Genomic DNA, 16,318 nt, shown 5'->3' with positions numbered 1-16,318 from the left:
ATCAGATATAGTATGAAAGCTATCAACAAAATAATTATCCTGGGAATGGTGACAACCCTGTTCAGTAGTTGCGACCTGACACTCCTACCGGAAAATGCAGTGACACCGGAGAATTACTTTCAAAATAAATCCGACCTGGAGTTATGGACCAATCAATTTTATACTTTGCTGGATGAACCGGACGCTTCAGCCGGTACAAATGCAGACGATATGATTGACAAAGGCATGGGACAGGTGATTGAAGGTACCCGTTCGGCTGCTAGCGAAACCGGATGGTCATGGAGCAAACTCCGTCACATCAATTATTTTCTGCAACATTCCTCCAATTGTGATGATGAAACCGCCCGCAGCCAATATAACGGTGTGGCACAGTTCTTCAGAGCTTATTTCTATTTCGTAAAGGTACGTCGTTATGGAGACGTGCCCTGGTATGATCAGGTATTAGGTTCGGAAGATCAGGAATTACTGGCTAAAGCCAGAGATTCACGCGAATTTGTGATGGATCGGGTCCTCAAAGATTTCGAAGATGCCGCCACCAGCTTACCAACTAAAAGCACAGACACTCGGAATACAAGAGTCACTAAATGGGCAGCACTGGCATTTGCCAGTCAAGCTGCACTCTATGAAGGAACTTATCGGAAATACCACGGACTGGACAATTATGAGAAATATCTGGAAATTGCAGCAAGCACTGCCAAGCAGTTTATTGATGAAAGCGGCTTCAGTCTGTATAAAGAAGGAACAGAACCTTACAGAGATATGTTCTGTGCGGACAATGCCAAAACAACAGAAGTTGTACTGGCAAGAGCTTATAACTTCGAAGGTCTACAATTATCACATTCCGTACAATTCAGCATCGCCAATCTGCAGATGGGCTTCACCCGCCGGTTTATGAATCACTACCTGATGACTGACGGAACGCGTTTCACAGATAAACAAGGATATGAAACTATGTTCTATACGGAAGAGGTAAAAGACCGTGATCCACGCTTACAACAAACTGTACTTTGCCCGAACTATATCCAGAAAGGAGAAACCACCGTTACTGCTAATGATTTAACTGCCTACTGCGGATACAGACCTATCAAATTCGTAGGAACGAAAGACCATGACGGAGCCGCCAAAAGTACCTCCGACTGGCCACTGATGCGAGCCGCAGAAGTGTACCTGAATTATGCCGAGGCTAAAGCAGAATTAGGAACTCTTAAACAAGAAGATCTGGATATCTCTATCAATAAAATTCGTGAACGGGCAAAAATGCCGGATTTGATTCTTACAGACGCCAACAACAATCCTGATCCGTATTTGGGTACCTGCTATCCGAACGTTGAGCAGGGAGCGAACAAAGGAGTCATTCTCGAAATACGTCGCGAACGTACCATTGAATTAGTTATGGAAGGCTTGAGACAATGGGATTTGTTCCGATGGAAAGAAGGAAAACAAATGTTCAATCAGTACATTCCTTACTACGGCATCTATATTCCTGGAGTAGGAACGTATGACATGGATGGAGACGGAAAACCTGATTTGGAAATCTACGAAACCACAGCTACTTCGCAATGTGATAATAAAAAGAAACTGGATAAGGATATTTACCTCTCCAATGGTACATCCGGCTATATTATCGGATTTCCTAAAGTTACTTATGGCAATGACTGGAAAGAGGAAAGAGACTATTTATGGCCAATTCCTGCCGATCAACGCGTATTGACACAAGGCATTCTGACCCAAAATCCGGGTTGGGAAGACGGCTTAAGTTACTAATTAATCCACAATTTATATTTTTATCAGTAAGGTGTATCGGTAATCCCCGATACACCTTACTATCACTATTGCTTTTTTTTAAAGCAACAAACACTAATTACCATGTTAAAACAACTTATCAAATTCTATCAAATCAGTACTCCTGCACCAGTTCTTAAAGAGAACAAGAAGAAGCTCAAAAAGCTACAATGGGCAACCTTTTTTTCCGCAACTGCCGGATACGGTATTTATTACGTTTGCCGACTTAGTCTGAATGTAGTAAAAAAGCCGATTGTCGAAGAAGGTATATTTTCAGAAACCGAACTCGGTATCATTGGTGCCGTGCTGTTTTTCACATATGCCATCGGAAAATTCACCAATGGATTTCTAGCAGACCGCAGTAATATCAGACGCTTCATGTCCACCGGATTACTGATTACCGCTTTGGCTAACTTATGTTTAGGGTTCACTCATTCTTTTATTCTATTTGCCGTACTATGGGGAATCAGCGGCTGGTTTCAGTCAATGGGAGCAGCTTCCTGTGTAGTCGGACTATCCCGTTGGTTTGAGGACAAGAAACGAGGGTCGTTCTACGGTTTTTGGTCGGCAAGTCACAATATCGGAGAGGCTATGACTTTCATCATTGTCGCTTCCATTGTGAGCGTTTTAGGGTGGAGATATGGTTTCATAGGAGCCGGTAGTATTGGAATAATCGGAGTTTTAATTGTCTGGAACTTTTTCCACGACTCTCCCGAAAGTGAAGGACTGTCAGCAGTTAATCATCCACAAATAAAAGATGAAACCGATGATAAAGCTGACTTCAACAAGGCACAAAAACAGGCGTTAATGATGCCGGCAATTTGGATACTTGCCATCGCAAGTGCGTTGATGTATGTCAGCCGATATGCAGTGAACAGTTGGGGAGTCTTTTATCTGGAAGCCCAGAAAGGGTATTCTACGTTAGATGCCAGTTTTATCATCTCCATCAGTTCGGTTTGTGGAATTATTGGTACGATGTTTTCCGGGGTAATCTCCGACAAGTTTTTCAATGGACGTAGAAATGCTCCTGCGCTTATCTTCGGTTTGATGAATGTAGCAGCACTATGCCTGTTTCTACTAGTCCCGGGCGTCCACTTCTGGATAGACGCATTATCCATGGTACTATTCGGAACCGCTATCGGAGTACTTCTCTGTTTTTTGGGTGGATTAATGGCTGTCGACATTGCTCCCCGGAACGCTTCTGGTGCAGCGTTAGGTATTGTAGGCATTGCCAGTTACATCGGAGCAGGTATACAAGATATAATGAGCGGAGTTCTCATTGAAGGGCACAAAAGCATCGTTGATGGTAAAGAAATCTATGATTTTTCTTACATCAATATTTTTTGGATCGGAGCAGCATTACTTTCCGTTTTTTTCGCTTTATTGGTGTGGAATGTGAGATCAAAGGATTAACAGAACTGTCAGTATCATAAAAAACGTGAGTTCTTTTCGTCCTCATATGAATTTATTTCGTATTTTTGCGTGGACATCCCCTTTTTTGATGTTCAGGAAGATAATTTGTTGTTAAAGCAAAGCGAAGATTGATATATGAGTGACGAAATCAACGAGATAACGGAAGAACATTCAGACTACAAACCAGCGGACGCGCGGGACGAAAGCGTAAAACATCAGTTAACAGGCATGTACCAGAATTGGTTTCTGGACTATGCTTCATACGTTATTCTGGAACGTGCCGTACCTCACATCAATGACGGTTTAAAGCCTGTGCAACGTCGTATCCTGCATTCTATGAAACGTCTGGATGACGGGCGGTATAACAAAGTGGCAAATATTGTGGGACACACCATGCAGTTCCACCCGCATGGGGATGCTTCTATCGGGGATGCCCTAGTACAGTTGGGACAGAAAGACCTGTTGATTGACTGTCAGGGTAACTGGGGTAATATTCTCACCGGAGACGGTGCGGCTGCTCCCCGTTATATCGAGGCACGTTTATCCAAGTTTGCGCTGGATGTTGTCTTCAATCCCAAAACTACCGAATGGAAATTGTCATACGACGGACGAAATAAAGAACCAGTCACTCTTCCTGTGAAATTCCCGTTATTACTGGCGCAGGGAGTGGAAGGTATCGCCGTTGGACTTTCTTCCAAGATATTGCCGCATAACTTCAACGAACTTTGCGATGCTTCCATCAGCTATCTGCATGGGGAAGAATTCCAACTGTATCCCGATTTCCAGACAGGCGGATCGATCGATGTAGCCAAATACAACGACGGAGAACGTGGCGGAGCAGTGAAAGTACGTGCCAAGATCAACAAGATTGATAACAAAACGCTTGCAATTACAGAGATCCCTTATGGGAAAACCACTTCAACAGTGATCGACTCTATCCTGAAAGCAGTTGATAAAGGAAAAATCAAAATTCGCAAGGTAGATGACAACACAGCTGCCAACGTAGAAATATTAGTGCATCTGGCACCAGGTACATCATCGGACAAAACAATCGATGCATTGTACGCATTCACCGATTGCGAAGTAAGTATCTCACCCAACTGCTGCGTGATTGACGACAGCAAACCTCATTTCCTCACTGTCAGCAAAGTCTTGAGAAAGTCGGCAGACAACACGCTGGATTTGCTAAAGCAGGAACTGGAAATCAAGAAAAACGAAATACTGGAAGCGTTGCACTTTGCTTCGCTCGAAAAGATATTTATCGAAGAACGCATCTACAAGGACAAAGAGTTCGAACAATCCAAAGATATGGACGCAGCTTGTGCTCATATTGACGAACGCCTGACGCCTTATTATCCGAAATTTATCCGTGAAGTCACCAAAGAGGATATTCTCAAACTGATGGAAATCAAAATGGGACGTATTCTGAAATTCAATTCGGACAAAGCGGATGAACTGATTGCCAGGATGAAAGAAGAAGTGGCCGAGATTGATAATCATCTGGCTCACATCGTAGATTATACCGTCAACTGGTATCAGATGTTGAAAAACAAATACGGCAAGAACTTCCCGCGCCGTACAGAACTGCGTAACTTCGACACCATCGAAGCTGCCAAAGTAGTAGAAGCAAACGAGAAACTTTATATCAACCGCGAAGAAGGATTTATCGGAACAGCCTTGAAAAAAGACGAGTTCGTTGCATGTTGTTCGGATATCGATGATGTCATTATCTTCTTCCGCGACGGTAAGTATATCGTTACTCCTGTTGCCGACAAGAAATTCGTCGGCAAAAACGTTCTCTATGTCAATGTATTCAAGAAGAACGATAAACGTACGATCTACAATATAGCTTACCGCGATGGAAAAGAAGGAACGACATACGTAAAACGTTTCGCCGTTACCTCTGTAGTTCGCGACCGCGAATATGATGTCACACTGGGAACTCCCGAATCACGGATTACCTATTTCAGTGCTAATCCGAACGGAGAAGCCGAAATCATCAAGGTGACATTGAAACCGAATCCGCGTGTACGCCGTATCATCTTCGAGCATGATTTCAGCGAGGTCAGCATCAAGGGACGTCAGGCACGAGGTGTGATTCTTACCCGCTTGCCGGTACATAAGATATCCTTGAAACAAAAAGGAGGTTCTACGCTCGGTGGACGTAAAGTATGGTTTGACCGTGACATACTCCGCCTCAACTATGACGGACGAGGTGAATATCTGGGTGAATTCCAAAGCGACGACAGCATATTGATTGTTCTGAACAACGGTGATTTCTATACTACCAACTTCGACTTGAGCAACCACTATGAAGATAATGTAAGCATCGTGGAGAAATTTGATCCTAACAAGATATGGACTGCCGCGCTTTACGATGCCGACCAACAGAATTATCCGTATCTGAAACGTTTCTGTTTTGAGGCCTCCAACCGTAAACAGAACTACTTGGGAGAAAATAAGAACAACCGTCTGATCCTGCTGACCGACGAGTACTATCCTCGTCTGGAAGTCATATTTGGCGGACACGACAATTTCCGTGATCCGTTGAATATCGATGCGGATGAATTCATTGCTGTCAAAGGTTTCAAAGCCAAGGGAAAACGTATCACTACCTATGCAGTGGAGACGATCAATGAGCTTGAACCAACTCGCTTCCCCGAACCCTCACAAGAACAACAGGAAGTTCCTGAAGAGGAGCCGGAAAATCTGGACCCGGACAGCGGCAAGAGCGAAGGCGACATTATTGATGAAATCACCGGGCAGATGAAATTATTCTGATGAAGAAAAAACTAATATACCTGGGGCTGACAGGTTGCATCCTGTTCGCCCTTAGCACAAGATTACAAGCGCAGACCGACAGTCTGCAAGCCCATCGGTATGTAACACGTGCCACCATGTATGGCGTCGGACTTACTAACGTTTTCGACACCTATCTTTCACCACAGGAATACAAAGGAATCGACTTCCGTGTTTCCCGTGAATTGATTCGGATGACCAAGTTGTTTGATGGAAATGTATCTGTGCAGAACTTCTTTCAGGCAAACATCAGCTATACGCACAACCGGGCCGATAACAATAACACTTTCTCCGGATTAGTCAACTGGAACTATGGATTACATTACCAGTTCCGCCTGACAGATAATTTCAAATTATTAGCCGGAGGATTGATAGATGTCAACGGAGGCTTTGTCTATAATCTCCGGAACACCAACAATCCGGCATCCGCACGAGCATACGTCAATCTGGATGCCTCCGGAATGGCTATTTGGCACCTGAAAATCAAACGGTATCCGATGGTGCTTCGTTATCAGGTCAATCTGCCGGTTATGGGAGTGATGTTCTCTCCCCACTACGGACAATCTTATTACGAGATATTCTCTTTGGGAAATTCGAGTGGAGTAATAAAATTTACCTCCCTGCACAATCAACCTTCGTTGCGACAGATGCTCTCCGTCGACCTGCCGATAGGATATACCAAAATGCGCTTCAGCTACCTGGCTGATTTGCAGCAATCCAACGTTAACAATATCAAGACACATACCTACTCCCACGTATTCATGGTAGGATTTGTGAAAGACCTATACCGTATCCGAAATAAGAAAGGAACTGCTCTTCCTTCATCGGTTAGAGCTTACTAAGAGAACAAAATTTAATGTTGAAACTTCAAGTGAGAGATCAATTAATGATGAGAAATAAGATTAGACAAATACTTTGGCTGCTCTGCTGCCTTCCGGTGCTGACTGGTTGCATTGGGGAAGATGACTACGCCAATGATCCCAGAGGTAATTTCGAACAACTATGGAAGATCATTGACGAACAGTATTGTTTCCTGGATACGAAAGGTATTGACTGGGATGCTGTTCATGACGAATATAGCAAACTGATTATTCCGTCGATGTCCAATGATGACCTGTTCGACATCCTAAGCCAAATGCTTTATATCTTGAAAGACGGGCATGTCAATCTATCTTCTGCCAGTCGTATTTCTTATTACGATGCATGGTATCAGGGCTACCCCTGGAATTATAGAGAAGATATTCTTTATAACTATTATCTGGGTAGTGCCAATTCAGGCTACCGCACATCCGCCGGTCTTAAATATAAAATATTCGACAATAACATAGGATACATACGTTATGAAAGTTTCAGTGCCGGAGTTGGAGATGGCAATTTGGATGAGGTCCTTTACTATTTACAAATCTGCAATGGATTAATTATCGATGTCCGTGATAACGGAGGAGGTAATCTGACCAATTCTTCACGCATAGCTGCCCGGTTCACTGATAAACTGGCACTAACAGGATATATCCAACATAAGACAGGTCCGGGACACAATGATTTCTCAGAGATGGAACCCATTTATTTAGAACCCTCCAACAGTATTCGTTGGCAAAAAAAGGTCGTGATACTAACCAATCGTCGATGTTATAGTGCCACAAATGATTTTGTTAACATAATGCGCAGCTTAAACAATGATAACGAAGATAAAAGAATCATCCAGCTGGGTGACCAGACTGGTGGTGGATCAGGACTACCATTTTCATCAGAATTACCCAATGGTTGGAGCGTCCGCTTCTCAGCCAGCCCCCACTTTGATAAGTATGGAAAGTCATTGGAGGATGGAATAAAACCTGATGTATATGTAAATATGGATAAGATTCTGGAAGAAGGGATAGAGCAGGGTGACATAGAATCACAAAAGAAAGATCCACTGATTGAAAAAGCACTCGAAATCTTAAGTGAATAACTTTATTGCCGAATTATTTGCCAAATCAGAAAATCTTCCTATCTTTGCACCGCTAAACAAAAAAGCTACGCATGCGGCTGTGGCGTAATTGGTAGCCGCGCCAGACTTAGGATCTGGTGTCGTGAGACGTGTAGGTTCGAGTCCTATCAGCCGCACAAACTACACTGTATTTACAGTTAAAAAGCCCCTAAAACGGACATTTTAGGGGCTTTTTTGTGTCCTCTTCGCTGGTCATCCGAAAAATGCTAACAACAATTCGGTGCCATTCTCGGTGACAGGATTCCTTTTTTTATCTTGATTTTTTGGATTCAAAGTAGGATTCACCAAAAAAAATCAAGTATGGAAAGAAAAAAAACTTTCAACGTTCTGTTTTGGCTACGGAAAAGTCGAACAAATGAAAGTCTGTCACCTCTGTTCTGCAGAGTTACAATCATGGGGCAAAGATACGAAATTCCGACGAATTGTCATATCTCCCCCGCTTCATGGTCGGCAGTCGCCCAAAAGTCACTCGGAAAAACAGCTGTAGACAAGGAAACAAACAGGTATATCGAAGATTTAAAACTGCAAATTGAAGAAACCTGTAACAAGCTCCGGCAAAAGAACTATCCCCTCAACATCGAGAACTTTAAACTCATGTTCCAATCAGAGGATAACGAATATTCTACCATTAAAACGCTGTTCGAATATCACATGATTATGGAAGGGAAAAAACTCTCCCAGTCAACATGCTACCAATACGGAGTTACCTTGAAATATCTACTAAGCTACGTGCGAATCAAACACAAAGTGGCCGACTACGATATAAGTATCATCGACGCAGCTTTTGTCAATGAGTTTTTCGCCTATCTGCAAGGTTATTTGCGACAGGACAACATGAAACGATGCGATATTAACGGAGCATTGAAGCACATGGAACGCTTCAAAAAAGTCATGGAAATGGCTTTCAATAACGAATGGATAAATCGAAATCCGGTAAAAGCACTCAAAGCACATAAAGAAAAAACCGACATCAACGAACTGGACGAAGAAGCCGTAAAACGACTTTCCACTGTAATACTACCTCCTAATCTGGGCATTGTCAGAGACTTGTTCATTTTTGCCGTGTATACCGGAGTCTCATACGAAGATATGACACGATTAACGCAAAAGAACATCGTTATCGGCATAGACAAAAGCCTGTGGCTGCATTACAAACGGGTCAAAACAGGTGTCCGTGTATCATTGCCATTACTAGAACCTGCATTGGAAATTATCAATAGATATGACACCTACCACAAAGGCGGCAAAAAGAACCAGCCGCTATTCCCTTATGTCAGCAATCAGATCATGAACCGTTATCTCAAAAAAGTAGCCAAACTCGCCGGAGTAGAAGACAGAGTTACGTATCACGTTGCCCGCCACACGTTCGCAACGACAATCACCCTGCAACATGAAATCCCACTCGAAACCGTATCAAAAATGCTGGGACATACCAAAATCACAACGACACAGGTATATGCACGAGTAGTCGATACGAAGGTAATGCGCGATATGGCAACACTCAAAGATATGTATTCACATAAAGAAGATAAATCACCCAATAATAAAGCCGCAAACGAATGAAAGCAACCGTAATTATCAATCAGGAAGAACTGGAACTGAAAGCTATCGACAGCATGATAGCGTATGAGAAAAGCTTCATCACCTATTCAGAAATGAAGAAGGCGGTTAGTGATGCGTTGCGGCATTATGGCAGCAGGGAAGGACACCGGAAAATTGTCCTGAAAGGGTGGATTATAAAGACGATCTACGCTCTCGACAGTAACCAACTGAAGGACCTCGACCGGATTACTTTTGAATACCTGAATGAACATTAATCACTTGAATGAATATTAACCATATAAAAAGCAGAATTATGAAAACAGAAACCAACAGCATGAGAATCGTGAAACCTGAAAAGACAGATACAGCCGGAACTCCACAACAGGAAAAAGACCCTGAAAAATCGAAATACAAGCCCGTTACGCCCGTTATGCTTGACACCGTGCCCGAAGATGCTGTATTCATCCGATCGGCCGATGTATGCAAGCTGCTCAACATCAGCAACTCGACATTGAGAAACCTGCGCGCGGAGCGAGCTATCCCGTTCTATAAACTGGGTGGGACTTTCCTATACAGCAAAGAAGAAATCATGAATTACCTGGCATCTAATTACAGCAGAAGAATATGAGCAAGAACGGATTTTCCTATTACAAAGCGGAAACAGACCGCTTTCAGGACATCAAAATAAAACGCCTGAAAAAGAAATACGGGTGCGACGGCTATGCCGTATACCAATATGCATTGAACGAAATCTACCGTGTCGACGGTTCGTATATCCGCTGGACAGAAGATCAGCTTTTCGACTGTGCCGACTATTGGGGCATGAACGAGGAACGGGTGAAAGAGATTGTAGACTATTGCGCTGAAATCTGCCTGTTCGACCCCGTCGTGTGGAAGATGAAATGTATTCTCACCTCCCGGGCCATTCAGAGCCGATATATAGACATCTGCAAGCTGGCGAAGAAGAAAATGTATATCCCGCTGGATATTCTTCTCGTAGAACCGGAGCAGCCCATAAAGGAACCCGTCACTATGCCTCTGTTTGAAGCTGCGACAGCCGCAGAACCGACCGGGCAAAATGTACCGGACGTGTCGGTGTCACCGACAACGGTAGAACCTACTTTCGAGAAAGTTCCGGAAGATTTCCAGAACTTTCCGGAAACTTCTGGAAACCTTCCAGAAAAAATCGACAAAGAAAAGAAAAGCAAAGAAAAAGAAAACAAAGAAAAGTCCTCCTCTATCCCCCTACCGACTATCGGAGAACTCACGGAGGAGGAAGCGAGAGCTTTGCTTTCTTCCACTCCGTTGGGGAGAAACAAGCCTGAAACGACCATTGCAACAGGTGGCAATACTGCTTCCACAACTACCGGGAAACGCCCGCCACAAGTGGAGGCGGCGGCGCGCGAACAAAAGCCACGCAATCCCAAAGGGTTGATAGAGGCCCTAAGCCCTTACAATCTTTCCCCCCGGGAACTTGAGGAGGTGCTCAAACTGTCCGGACACGGCGAAATAGGAAATCCCGTATGGCAAATTCTAGGCGAAATGCATGGAAACAAACGCCTGCGGATGCCCCGGTTGTTCCTGTTGAAGCGGCTACGGGATGCCGTGGGGGTGATAGCGGACAGCAGTCACGGAGATGACGAAATAAAAAACAAATCGGCTTCATAGCCTCACAAAAAGCAACAACGATGAGCGAAAACAAAAAAGCAACCGACACGCCGCTCTACTACCCCCGCAAAATGCGTACAGGGTGGTGCGTGGCGCACGAAGTGACAGCCGCAGGCATCACTATCGAGAGATACGGAATACACTGCCAGACGTATGCGGAAGCATACCGGCGGGCGGAAGTGATGAACCGGAAACAACAGGTGGAAGCGGAAGCGGGGCGCGCCGGAACACAAGTCGGAGAAACCACCGGTTCGCTGGAACCGTCCGCCTCCGATGGCGAGAAAGGGGGTGAACGATCATGAGCGAAAAAGTAAGCACCATCACGCTACGGCTGACTGCCGAGGAAGTCACACAGCTTGAAATTTTGAAGAATCTTACAGGAAAGCGAACGGCCAGCGAAGCAATCAAACACGTTGTGCGGGAGTACCCCCGTTTCTGTACCCACTACAAGCAGGAAGCGAAGGAACACGGAGAACTGAAACGAAAGTACCGGGAGCAAGACGAAGCCGTGCGGGGTTTTCTGTCGGCACTCGACAGGTTGGAGAAAGCGGGCAGGGAGAAAGAGCAGGGGAAACGATTGCTAGCAAAATACGCTCCGGAAGATCTTGGCCAATGAAATATTTGCTAGCAGATGTTTCCGGATCGTGTGCTCGAGCTGCGTAAAAGTGCTAGCGGATTCTTCCGGATCGTGTGCTACAGATCGGGAATAATGCTAGCAACTGTTTCATCCTGGAAGAATCCGGCTGCCGGATTCTGCTAGCGGATTCTTGTTCCCGGTTCGTTCCGGAGCAACTAATTTGCTAGCAATTAACGGGGATATCAGGTTGATGAAGCCGGGATCCCGACAGGTATGTGATAGCAAGTGAAGGTAATAGGCAAGTGCCGAACCAAGCGGATTACTTTCGCGAGCGGCTTATCGTCTGACAGCTCACCGTGCCGCCGTGTGGTTCGTGGCAATGCGTGCAGCGGGAATACCGCCGCCCACACAGCCCCGTCCCCCGCAGCAGCACTCCGTCAGTGTTTAATCGGAACATTCCTTCACCGGCAGCGTTTCTCGGACGTTCAGTGTTTCTGTGCACCGTGCCGCTTTCCTTGCTTTCCCGTAGCCGTCGGACTGGCGCAAAGAAAGCCGCCCTTTGACAGTGTTTCTATGGAACGTTCTTGGGGGAAGTCTTCCCAAAAGTTACTCCTGTGTGTAACAGTCGAGGCTTGCCAAGTGGGTGATTACGGAAGTTACTACCGCCTGACGCATACGGCTCCGGCTTCCGCTCACACCCCGGTATAGCCGGACTACAGGCGACAGCCTATGCGGTGGAAACCCTTGCGGAAGGGTATCCCCTGCGGAACGGGTGACAGCTGTGATGCCCGGTGCGGTTTCGCTCCGCCCGGCACTAACGCCGGGACTAAGGCGAGAATCCGCTACCTCTTTTCGACTGACTATAGGAACGGAAGTGTTAGCCAGGAGTGCAGCCCTGCGGTGCGGGGTTCCCGGGTTTACGGTTGAGTGGGTTTGTATTGTGGAAGTAAGCACCCTTCGCCGTCCTTCGGGCGCGTGCAGACGTGATGCTGTGTGCGCTGTGACAGCAATTGTTTTCCTTCCGCCTTCCTTTTTGGGGGACACCCAAAAAGAGACCGGCAGAAAAACAAAGGGGTAGCGATATTAAACATAACGGGTCATTATGCCCGCACGCCTTGCCATTCAGGCAAGTCGGGTGCATAATGCGTGGTTATGTTTAATATGGATTGTTTTATTTTTCCGCCCCCGGGCGAAAAAAGCCATGCGGAGTGGAAACGCCACCACTATGGCGGCAATCCGCCACCCCGACCACCGCCCCTTAGTTACTTCTGCCAGTCCCGAGCCGTGCGGTTTTCTGACCTGTTGCGGGTGTTTGTGCTTCCTGCGGGTTGCGCCTGGCGGCGTGCCCGGCTGACTGTTTACGCCTTTCGGAACATTGGAAATTCCCGGCGGTCGGCTTCGCCGTCCGCTCCATGAAGCGAGGCGAGACGCCCCGCCGAAGAGTGCAAATAACAAATCCGTGACAATCGGGCAAATGTCACAAAATAAAATAGTAAAAAACGTAAGTTCTTAAAACTTATATTAAACAGAATAGAAATGAAAGAATCACATACAGGTATTGGTATCTGCCGTTGCTACCAATGCCGAATGAGAAAAAAGAACTGCAGCACATCGGGACGTAAATCGCTCAAACGGGCAATCAACAAGTTTCGCCGCAAGCAATTGAAGTTAGACAAAGTAACCAGGCACAATCACTTCGGCGGATATTGGGCCTAAGACTAATACACGCTTTTATCCGCCCCACACTGCACAGGAACACATTTTTTTCCTTTTTTCATCTACCTCTCCAAGGGCATGGATGAACGGCAGACAAGAAATTTCAGATAAAAATACCGCACGACGTAGGAGCGCAGGATATTTTTATCTGAAATAGCGTAGCGGTTCTTGACTGACGGGCGGCCGTGGCCTATCTTTGTAGAAGAAAAGAGGAAAAATACGCTGTAAAACAGCAAACTTATCATCTATCCCTTCCCGTCACTTTATAGATAATTGCGTTTCTGTCTGTGTCACTACGTTTATTTACAGATGGAATCATACGGGAATAAAACGTAAAAACGCCCAAAAACAGTCGGAACGGAAGTAAAAACGTACTTGAAACCCTTCGAGATGTTCTCAAAAATTCATCAGACGTTTTTTTATTTCGTCAGACGTTTTTTGAAAAACTCCTGATGTTTTCTATGAGACTTTCAGAAGCATATTCCGTTCACCAAATACCCGCAAATGAAAAGCCCGGTGAAATGATTTCTCATTCATCGGGCTTTTTCTTTGACAGGTTTGCGATATGCGGAACGATGATAATTAAGCTGCCGGGTCCGGAGCTTCTCCGCCGCCTTCGTCAGGTTTCGGGTCTGGTTTCTCGTCTCCGCCTTCTTCATTCGCTGCGCTTGCTCCTGCTTTTGAGAAAGAATACATTGCAACGGCTTCTTTGATTTCCGTAGAAGGAACGTAGATGACACGTGCTTTCTTGACGCTGTTTGCGCCGCACTTGCTGGCATCCTCGAGACCTTTACCGGAAACGGAAGGACGGAAAGACCCAAGGTCTCCCAGGCGGACGGGTGAACCGTTGGCTAAGTTGCGCTTGATGACGGTCATCAATGCGTCAAGAACAGCTTTGATGTCAGAACCTGTCAGTGTACAACGGTCTGCGATTTGTTCAACGATTTGTTTCAGTGCCATCTCCGGGGCGAGTACTACTTGGGCATAGTATTTTGCGGCGGCGTCTTTGTTCTGCGGATTCTTGCGCAAAGCGGGTTTGATTGTAATTGCCATGTTAATTAGTGTTTTAATGATTAATAATGTTGCAAATCTACATATACGTGCGTGGGCGTGCAGACGTATGTTCTTATCTGTGATGATACGTGTTTCATCATACGATTATGTACATGAAAAAAGGGCTGCGGTTTGTATTCCGCAGCCCTCCAAACAGGGGTTTTCACTCCGATCGTAAAGTTTACTCCTTAATCGTTTCTCCTTTCATCATCTTTCACGGGACTGTCTGCCCCGGTGAGCCAAACAAAAATTTTACCGATAACTTTCAATACCTTCAACGTCGTTCTCCAAAATGGTTTCATAATGACCTCCTTTTTAATTGTTCAATGAATTGAATGTCGGCGGCATTCGGGATAACACAAGCGAGCTTGGTTCTCCGCTCATTTGCACAACATTTCCCCGCAAAGGTAGAAGAGAGCGATGAACGGTTAATGGTTACCGATTAGTGGCTGCGCTTTCATGCGTATATCTACGTGTTCATCACTCACCGTTAACCGCTAAATACCCGTATTCGATGGAGACACAGAAGCAGGGGCATTGTTTGATGTACTCGCAGGGTTCTATGGTACCGTTGTGGTTGAGGTCGGGCGAGAGGTCGCGGTGACCGCAAATCTTTGCTCCCGGATAGGTGAGCAGCAGGAAGCGGAGAAGGGTTTCAAGGCTTTGTTTTTGTGCGTCTGTGCGGGTGTCGGCGGCACGTCCGGAAGCGTCCAGGCCTCCTTCGTAGGCAACTCCTATCGACGGGGTGTTGTAGCCTTTGGCGTGGGCGCCGACATGAGTGATGTCGCGCATGTGATGTATCGTTCCATCTTTGGTGATGTAATAGTGATAGCCACATTCGGCAAAGCCTTGGCGTTTGTGCATGGAGTCGAGGGCTTCCGGGGTGAGGTTGCTTGTACAACGGGATGCGGTGCAGTGCACCACAATCAGGGTGATGTTTCTTTGTTTAATCATTGTTTTTTGTGGGTGATTTTTAGTTGTGTATTCTTGTTCTACCCCCCTTCCGTCCCCCTTTGGGGGAGACGCTTGTCGGGGGAAGTGCTCTTCCCCCTTGCCGCAGGGCGTTCCCCTAGCAAAGAGGGTTCGGGCTGTAGCCGTAAGAGCTGCTGCACTAGGGCTTAAAAGGGTGAGCCGAAAGAGATGGTTATCAGTTCCTTTTGTTTGGGGGTGAGGATACGGTTACTTAACTGGTAGTTTGTTTCCTGCAATGCTTCGAGTAGTTCGGAATCGTCCTTTATCCACTGTTTGAGGCGGATAGAAGCGGATGCAGGTGCAATATTCGGGAAATAGAGAACGGCCAGTTCTTTAAAACCGTAGCTACGGTTGGTTAAACTTTGGCAGTTGTTTTGTTGGTGCACGTTGGTATACATAATTATAGTGTTGGTTTACAGATGTAAAGATAGGCTTTTTAGTGGCTGGTTGTTACCTGTATACTTGGTAGATATAGTTATATATGTTTGTTGGCAGAGGAAATTTGTGATATTCGGGCAATTGTCACGAATTTCTTTTGTCCGTAACTTTTCGGCGGGGCGTCTGCCCCGCTTCGTGAAGCGGACAGCGAAGCCGACCGCCGGGAATCTCCGATATTCTGCAAAGACTGTCCGCAGGGTGCAAACAGTCAGCCGGGCACGCCGCCAGGCGCAGCTCGCAGGAACAGGAAACCCGCAAGATGTCGGAAACCCTGCAGGGAACCGGGATAGGCAGGGGTAACTAAGGGGTGGTGGTCGGGGTGGCGGCTTGCCGCCACAGTGGTGGCGTTTACATTCCGCAGGGCGCAG

The 16,318-nt window shown here is 45.9% G+C and carries 17 protein-coding genes and 1 tRNA gene; 14 read left to right on the top strand and 4 right to left on the bottom strand.

The window, feature by feature from the left end; all coding sequences use genetic code 11:
- Window positions 1-12 precede the first annotated feature (12 nt).
- From BXY_RS13820 to BXY_RS13765, 12 genes are all read left to right on the top strand, one after another.
- Window positions 13-1,764 carry a RagB/SusD family nutrient uptake outer membrane protein gene (locus tag BXY_RS13820; RefSeq protein ID WP_004312644.1) on the top strand — a complete coding sequence of 584 codons (1,752 nt, stop codon included), beginning with the start codon at window positions 13-15 and terminating at the stop codon, window positions 1,762-1,764.
- 102 nt (window positions 1,765-1,866) lie between these two features.
- Window positions 1,867-3,195, top strand: a complete 1,329-nt coding sequence (locus tag BXY_RS13815; RefSeq protein ID WP_004312643.1) for an MFS transporter — start codon at window positions 1,867-1,869, stop codon at window positions 3,193-3,195.
- A 135-nt stretch (window positions 3,196-3,330) separates the two neighbouring features.
- Window positions 3,331-5,976, top strand: coding sequence for a DNA gyrase/topoisomerase IV subunit A (locus BXY_RS13810; protein ID WP_015532224.1), 2,646 nt, complete (start codon window positions 3,331-3,333; stop codon window positions 5,974-5,976).
- Window positions 5,976-6,836: a DUF3316 domain-containing protein gene (locus BXY_RS13805; RefSeq protein WP_015532223.1), complete on the top strand. Its 861-nt coding sequence runs from the start codon at window positions 5,976-5,978 to the stop codon at window positions 6,834-6,836. The genes BXY_RS13810 and BXY_RS13805 overlap by 1 nt, the downstream gene beginning before the upstream one ends.
- Window positions 6,837-6,850: 14 nt before the next feature.
- A complete protein-coding gene (locus BXY_RS13800) occupies window positions 6,851-7,945 on the top strand; it encodes a S41 family peptidase (RefSeq protein WP_015532222.1) in 1,095 nt (364 codons plus the stop codon).
- A gap of 73 nt (window positions 7,946-8,018) precedes the next feature.
- Window positions 8,019-8,100, top strand: a tRNA-Leu gene (locus BXY_RS13795).
- 184 nt (window positions 8,101-8,284) lie between these two features.
- Window positions 8,285-9,547 (top strand): site-specific integrase, encoded by a 1,263-nt coding sequence (locus BXY_RS13790; protein ID WP_032849599.1) that lies wholly within the window; start codon window positions 8,285-8,287, stop codon window positions 9,545-9,547.
- A complete protein-coding gene (locus BXY_RS13785) occupies window positions 9,544-9,801 on the top strand; it encodes a hypothetical protein (protein WP_004313901.1) in 258 nt (85 codons plus the stop codon). The genes BXY_RS13790 and BXY_RS13785 overlap by 4 nt, the downstream gene beginning before the upstream one ends.
- Before the next feature lie 38 nt (window positions 9,802-9,839).
- Window positions 9,840-10,154 (top strand): helix-turn-helix domain-containing protein, encoded by a 315-nt coding sequence (locus BXY_RS13780; protein ID WP_004313899.1) that lies wholly within the window; start codon window positions 9,840-9,842, stop codon window positions 10,152-10,154.
- A complete protein-coding gene (locus tag BXY_RS13775; protein WP_015532220.1) occupies window positions 10,151-11,194 on the top strand; it encodes a DUF4373 domain-containing protein in 1,044 nt (347 codons plus the stop codon). Before BXY_RS13780 ends, BXY_RS13775 begins: the two co-directional genes overlap by 4 nt.
- Window positions 11,195-11,214: 20 nt before the next feature.
- Window positions 11,215-11,496, top strand: a complete 282-nt coding sequence (locus tag BXY_RS13770) for a hypothetical protein (protein WP_015532219.1) — start codon at window positions 11,215-11,217, stop codon at window positions 11,494-11,496.
- Entirely contained in the window at window positions 11,493-11,810 is a 318-nt protein-coding gene (locus tag BXY_RS13765) for a hypothetical protein (RefSeq protein ID WP_015532218.1), read from the top strand. Before BXY_RS13770 ends, BXY_RS13765 begins: the two co-directional genes overlap by 4 nt.
- A gap of 567 nt (window positions 11,811-12,377) precedes the next feature.
- Here BXY_RS13765 and BXY_RS13760 read toward each other — a convergent pair.
- On the bottom strand, window positions 12,378-12,815 hold the full coding sequence (locus BXY_RS13760; RefSeq protein ID WP_208946818.1) for a hypothetical protein: 438 nt from the start codon (window positions 12,813-12,815) through the stop codon (window positions 12,378-12,380).
- A 492-nt stretch (window positions 12,816-13,307) separates the two neighbouring features.
- Here BXY_RS13760 and BXY_RS13755 point away from each other — a divergent pair, with 492 nt between their 5' ends.
- A complete protein-coding gene (locus BXY_RS13755; RefSeq protein WP_117683347.1) occupies window positions 13,308-13,487 on the top strand; it encodes a hypothetical protein in 180 nt (59 codons plus the stop codon).
- A gap of 582 nt (window positions 13,488-14,069) precedes the next feature.
- On the opposite strand, the gene BXY_RS13750 is transcribed toward BXY_RS13755, so the two are convergent.
- The 3 genes from BXY_RS13750 to BXY_RS13740 form a co-directional block, all read right to left on the bottom strand.
- Window positions 14,070-14,540 carry an HU family DNA-binding protein gene (locus tag BXY_RS13750; protein WP_015532216.1) on the bottom strand — a complete coding sequence of 157 codons (471 nt, stop codon included), beginning with the start codon at window positions 14,538-14,540 and terminating at the stop codon, window positions 14,070-14,072.
- Between the two features lie 480 nt (window positions 14,541-15,020).
- The gene (locus BXY_RS13745; protein WP_015532214.1) at window positions 15,021-15,494 is read right to left on the bottom strand and encodes an N-acetylmuramoyl-L-alanine amidase; all 474 of its coding nucleotides are present in this window, start codon (window positions 15,492-15,494) and stop codon (window positions 15,021-15,023) included.
- Between the two features lie 164 nt (window positions 15,495-15,658).
- A complete protein-coding gene (locus BXY_RS13740; RefSeq protein WP_008777676.1) occupies window positions 15,659-15,910 on the bottom strand; it encodes a DUF4248 domain-containing protein in 252 nt (83 codons plus the stop codon).
- 121 nt (window positions 15,911-16,031) lie between these two features.
- Here BXY_RS13740 and BXY_RS13735 point away from each other — a divergent pair, with 121 nt between their 5' ends.
- Window positions 16,032-16,250: a hypothetical protein gene (locus tag BXY_RS13735; RefSeq protein ID WP_240062594.1), complete on the top strand. Its 219-nt coding sequence runs from the start codon at window positions 16,032-16,034 to the stop codon at window positions 16,248-16,250.
- Window positions 16,251-16,318 lie beyond the last annotated feature (68 nt).

The organism is Bacteroides xylanisolvens XB1A (genome assembly GCF_000210075.1).
Classification (GTDB): Bacteria; Bacteroidota; Bacteroidia; order Bacteroidales; family Bacteroidaceae; genus Bacteroides; species Bacteroides xylanisolvens.
Note: the sequence above shows the minus strand (reverse complement) of the source record. Positions and strands in the feature narration are given on the sequence as shown.

What these genes read in the sequence shown, in the direction of transcription:
- BXY_RS13820 (WP_004312644.1), top strand. Translation starts at nt 13, where the DNA reads ATGAAAGCTATCAACAAAATAATTATCCTGGGAATGGTGACAACCCTG.
- BXY_RS13755 (WP_117683347.1), top strand. Translation starts at nt 13,308, where the DNA reads ATGAAAGAATCACATACAGGTATTGGTATCTGCCGTTGCTACCAATGC.
- BXY_RS13785 (WP_004313901.1), top strand. Translation starts at nt 9,544, where the DNA reads ATGAAAGCAACCGTAATTATCAATCAGGAAGAACTGGAACTGAAAGCT.
- BXY_RS13810 (WP_015532224.1), top strand. Translation starts at nt 3,331, where the DNA reads ATGAGTGACGAAATCAACGAGATAACGGAAGAACATTCAGACTACAAA.
- BXY_RS13790 (WP_032849599.1), top strand. Translation starts at nt 8,285, where the DNA reads ATGGAAAGAAAAAAAACTTTCAACGTTCTGTTTTGGCTACGGAAAAGT.
- BXY_RS13805 (WP_015532223.1), top strand. Translation starts at nt 5,976, where the DNA reads ATGAAGAAAAAACTAATATACCTGGGGCTGACAGGTTGCATCCTGTTC.
- BXY_RS13775 (WP_015532220.1), top strand. Translation starts at nt 10,151, where the DNA reads ATGAGCAAGAACGGATTTTCCTATTACAAAGCGGAAACAGACCGCTTT.
- BXY_RS13780 (WP_004313899.1), top strand. Translation starts at nt 9,840, where the DNA reads ATGAAAACAGAAACCAACAGCATGAGAATCGTGAAACCTGAAAAGACA.
- BXY_RS13765 (WP_015532218.1), top strand. Translation starts at nt 11,493, where the DNA reads ATGAGCGAAAAAGTAAGCACCATCACGCTACGGCTGACTGCCGAGGAA.
- BXY_RS13740 (WP_008777676.1), bottom strand. Translation starts at nt 15,910, where the DNA reads ATGTATACCAACGTGCACCAACAAAACAACTGCCAAAGTTTAACCAAC.
- BXY_RS13745 (WP_015532214.1), bottom strand. Translation starts at nt 15,494, where the DNA reads ATGATTAAACAAAGAAACATCACCCTGATTGTGGTGCACTGCACCGCA.
- BXY_RS13770 (WP_015532219.1), top strand. Translation starts at nt 11,215, where the DNA reads ATGAGCGAAAACAAAAAAGCAACCGACACGCCGCTCTACTACCCCCGC.
- BXY_RS13815 (WP_004312643.1), top strand. Translation starts at nt 1,867, where the DNA reads ATGTTAAAACAACTTATCAAATTCTATCAAATCAGTACTCCTGCACCA.
- BXY_RS13800 (WP_015532222.1), top strand. Translation starts at nt 6,851, where the DNA reads ATGTTGAAACTTCAAGTGAGAGATCAATTAATGATGAGAAATAAGATT.
- BXY_RS13750 (WP_015532216.1), bottom strand. Translation starts at nt 14,540, where the DNA reads ATGGCAATTACAATCAAACCCGCTTTGCGCAAGAATCCGCAGAACAAA.